This window comes from Streptomyces lushanensis (assembly GCF_001700515.1).
In the GTDB taxonomy this organism is placed as follows: domain Bacteria; phylum Actinomycetota; class Actinomycetes; order Streptomycetales; family Streptomycetaceae; genus Streptomyces; species Streptomyces lushanensis.
The window spans coordinates 1-2,903 of record NZ_MAUD01000606.1 but is presented as its reverse complement, the minus strand read 5'-3'; the positions used below and the strand labels follow the sequence as shown (position 1 = coordinate 2,903).

The 2,903-nt window shown below is 67.9% G+C and carries 2 protein-coding genes and 2 pseudogenes; 3 read left to right on the top strand and 1 reads right to left on the bottom strand.

All coding sequences use genetic code 11. The features are described 5' to 3' along the window. Positions 1–197: 197 nt before the first annotated feature. Positions 198–657: pseudogene (rsgA, locus tag BFF77_RS31760) on the top strand (GTPase RsgA); the annotation flags it as partial. A 220-nt stretch (positions 658–877) separates the two neighbouring features. Here the strand turns inward: rsgA and BFF77_RS31755 are convergent. Beyond that, a complete protein-coding gene (locus tag BFF77_RS31755) occupies positions 878–1,696 on the bottom strand; it encodes an isocitrate lyase/PEP mutase family protein (protein ID WP_066956969.1) in 819 nt (272 codons plus the stop codon). Positions 1,697–1,833: 137 nt separating this feature from the next. Between BFF77_RS31755 and BFF77_RS31750 the strand changes: the two genes are divergently transcribed. Continuing rightward, positions 1,834–2,244, top strand: a complete 411-nt coding sequence (locus tag BFF77_RS31750) for a hypothetical protein (RefSeq protein ID WP_066956966.1) — start codon at positions 1,834–1,836, stop codon at positions 2,242–2,244. A gap of 273 nt (positions 2,245–2,517) precedes the next feature. Continuing rightward, a pseudogene (locus BFF77_RS34025) lies at positions 2,518–2,903 on the top strand (ribosome small subunit-dependent GTPase A); the annotation flags it as partial.

The window sequence follows — 2,903 nt, the reverse complement described above, 5'->3', positions numbered from 1 at the left end:
CGGGGCTGTGCCGGGGCGTTGTCGGGCTGTCGAGGAAGCAGGAGGTGAGGACATTGATGACTGTCATCGCGCTGGGTGTTGCCCAGGTTCAGAGGTTCATCGTTCCCATTCCTGTGGTCTCCGGCTGACGATCTCTCCTTTTTCCGCGCCTGGTCGGCACGTGTGCCGCCGGGGCCACCCTTGTGAAGGGTTTCCCCTTGTCTTTCTCTCTCGCTTCTTCTGAGGCTTCGTCTGTTTCGCCCTCCGCTCGCCCGGTACGGCTGGGACACCGGCTGGGAGGCGGAGTTCGCTCCGTACGCCGGGCAGGGGCTGTTGCCCGGCCGGGTGGTACGGGTGGACCGCGGGCAGTGTGATGTCGTCACCGCCGGCGGTGTGGTACGCGCGGACACCGCCTTTGTCGTCCCGCCCGATCCGATGCGGGTGATCTGCACGAGCGACCGGGCGGCGGTCGATCCGGCGGGCGGGGATCCTCGTTTCGTACGGGAGTATCTGCCACGGCGCACCGCCTTCGTACGGTCCACCTCCTCCCAGCGGTCCGAGGGGCAGATCCTGGCCGCCAACGTCGATCACGCGATCATCGCCGTATCACTCGCCGTCGAAATCGATCTGGGCCGGATCGAACGCTTTCTGGCCCTGGCCTGGAGCAGGCGGGCGAAGGGCATACACCGCCTCGGCTGTCGGCAGCCGTACTCGCGAAACACCGAGGGGTGCCACCGATCGCGGTGGCACCCCTCTGTTCTGTACGGCTGTTCTGTACGGCGGAAAGGGATCACGGCTGGCGGCGGCGTGCCGCCCCCGCGGGCCGGCACGCCGGACGCCCTGCCGCGCGGCTCGGGCAGGATGGCCGCCATGGCCGCACCTCCCGGCTCGTCCAGGGTCAGTGGGGCTCGGAGAACAGCGCGTTGAGTTCCGGGAAGGCCATGCCCTCGGCGAGGGATGCGTAGTCGCCGGTGCCGAAGAGCTCCTGCGCGGTGCGGCGGGCGGCAGCGTAGGCGACCTGTGCCACGCCCGAGCCGAGGCTGACGCGAGCCACGCCGAGGGTGCCGAGCTCGGCAACGGTCGGGACGCCGGGGCCGGCCATAACGTTCAGCGGAACAGAAATGTCCCTGGCCAGCGCCGTGATGGTGGGGGTGTCGGTGACGCCGGGGACGAAGATGCCGTCCGCGCCCGCATCAACGTACATGTGTGCCCGGGCCAGGGTTTCCTTCAGCCGGGTGTCCGGGTCGCCGAGCCCGAACAGGAATGTGTCGATACGGGCGTTGAGGAACAGATCCGCGCCTGCCCGGTCGGCGGCCTGCCGGGCCGCGGCCAGCCGCATCGCGAGTTCTGCCGGGGGCCGGGTGCCGTCCTCGATGTTGACGCCGACGGCGCCGGCATCGAGGACCCCGGTCACAGTCTCGGCAACGCTGGTGGCATCCGTCCCGTACCCGCCTTCGATGTCCGCGGTAACCGGAACCGCGACGGCGGCGACGATTCGGCTGACCAGTTCCAGCGCCCGGTCGCGGGTAAGGGAATCGCCGTCGGGGGAACCCAGTGACCAGGCGACACCGGCGCTGGTCGTGGCGATCGCCGGGGCGCCCGCAGCCTCGATGACGCGGGCACTGGCAACATCCCAGGCGTTGGCGAGAGCCAGGGGTGCAGTTGTGGTGTGCAGGGAGCGGAAGACATGGGCGTTGTCCGGCTGCATGATCGTCATGGACGCAGTCAAACATCGACTGCCGCCCACCGTCTGGCAAGAATCCGACACAGACGTCGACCTCGAAACCGACGCACATGCCTCCCACCTCCGTGGTCAACCCCCGAAGGACTTCCGGCGCACGACACCAGTGTCTTGTGCCGGAAATCGCGGATCTAAGTCTCTTGCTGGTTTTCGTCGGCTGGTGGCGTGAGTTTGGTGAGGTGGTCGGCGAGGGATTGGAGGATCTCGTCGGCGGTTTTGTCCGTAAGGCTGCTGCGCGGTCGGGCCGTGGACCCGGGCCGGAGGTCCGGATGGATTTCTTGCCGGCTGATCTGCCCGAGGCGGGCCCTTTCTTCCTGGTCTCGTCCTCGTGGGAGTTGGCCGAGTCGCTTGGCGGTCTGGCTGGTGCGCTCGATGAGGTGGAGGGTCCGGCGCTGTGTGCTCTCTCGCTTCAGTTGGTGGAGTCTTCGGCGTTGTCCGGTGCTCAGGTGAGCTACCGGAGGCCGGTGGTTGAGATTGAGGGGCTGCCAACTGGCGTGCTGGGTGAGATGACGCCGGCTGCGTGACGGGGGGCGGGAAAATGGCTCGCGGCGGTCGGCGGGGTCCGGCTACGGTGGGCCATGGCCGGAGCGGTGCCGTAACGGGGCTGTGCCGGGGCGTTGTCGGGCTGTTGAGGAAGCAGGAGGTGAGGACATTGATGGCTGTCATTGCGCTGGGCGCTGCCCAGGTTCAGAGGCTCATCGTTCCCATCCCTGTGGTCTCCGGCTGACCGATCCCTTCTTTCTCCGCGCCTGGTCGGCGCGTGTGCCGCCGGGGCCACCCTTGTGAAGGGTTTCCCCTTGTCTTTCTCTTTTGCCTCTCCCGAGGCTTCCTCTGCTTCGCATCCGCTCGTCCCGTACGGCTGGGACGAGGGCTGGGAGGCGGAGTTCGTGCCGTACGCCCGGCAGGGGCTGTTGCCCGGCCGGGTGGTACGGGTTGATCGCGGGCAGTGCGATGTGGTGACCGCGGATGGTCTGGCACGTGCTGACACGGAGTTCGTGGTGCCGCGTGATCCGATGAAGGTGGTGTGCACCGGGGACTGGGTCGCGGTCGATCCGTCGGGTGACCCGCGGTATGTGCGGACGCTGCTGCCTCGGCGTACGGCCTTCGTGCGGTCGACGTCCTCGAAACGTTCCGAGGGACAGATCCTGGCCGCCAACGTCGATCACGCGATCATCGCCGTATC